Source organism: Catenulispora yoronensis (assembly GCF_039531695.1).
Lineage (GTDB): Bacteria > Actinomycetota > Actinomycetes > Streptomycetales > Catenulisporaceae > Catenulispora > Catenulispora yoronensis.
Window position 1 is genome coordinate 1 of record NZ_BAAAQN010000183.1, and the last position, 643, is coordinate 643.

Below are 643 nucleotides of genomic sequence, written 5' to 3' on the forward strand. Positions count from 1 at the left end.
ACTCGATTCCACGCGGCGCGTCGGCGGGAAGATTATCGAGCAGGGCCAGCCAGCGTTCGGCGGCCTGATCCGGCGGTACAGCGCGGAATTTCTCATGATGAGGCTCCGCCGCTTTAACATGAATATAGCTGACCGCCGGCGCAAGATGACGTGCCGCCTCTTCCGGCGAATCGCCAACCCACAGCCAGTTGCCCATATCAAACGTTAAGGTGATCGGCAGCTGATGGACCCGGCAGGCGGCTTTGAAGCGCTGCATCGGCGCCAGCTGGCCGCAGTCGGTCTGGTCATTCTCTACCACCAACGCCATGCCGCTGTCGCTGAGGATATCGCGCAGTTCATCCAACTGCTGATTGTGGAGGAAATGGCCAAGGGAGAGCTTCAGCCACAGAGCGTTCAGGGTTTGCGCTTCCGCGAGCAGCGTCGGGAGATCCGGGTTAAGCTCGCCGTTGTCGGTGAACAGCGCCTGCGGCGCGGAGTAGCAGGCCAGCAGGCCGTGGCGCTCAATGGTGGCCGCCAGCGAGGGCAGAGCGTTGAGCTCTTCCGCGCTGCACAGCTCGCGGCGGATTTCGACGCCGTCCGCGCCGGCGTTGGCGATAAACGGCAGGACGGCGGCCTGCCCGCCTAAGGATTTAACATGGTCATT

1 protein-coding gene is annotated in these 643 nt (G+C 63.0%); it reads right to left on the bottom strand.

Annotated features, from left to right (window positions below; genetic code table 11):
• Nucleotides 1–643, bottom strand: a 643-nt coding sequence (locus tag ABD481_RS46685; protein ID WP_344672346.1) for a sugar phosphate isomerase/epimerase family protein, incomplete at both ends; no start/stop codon positions are given.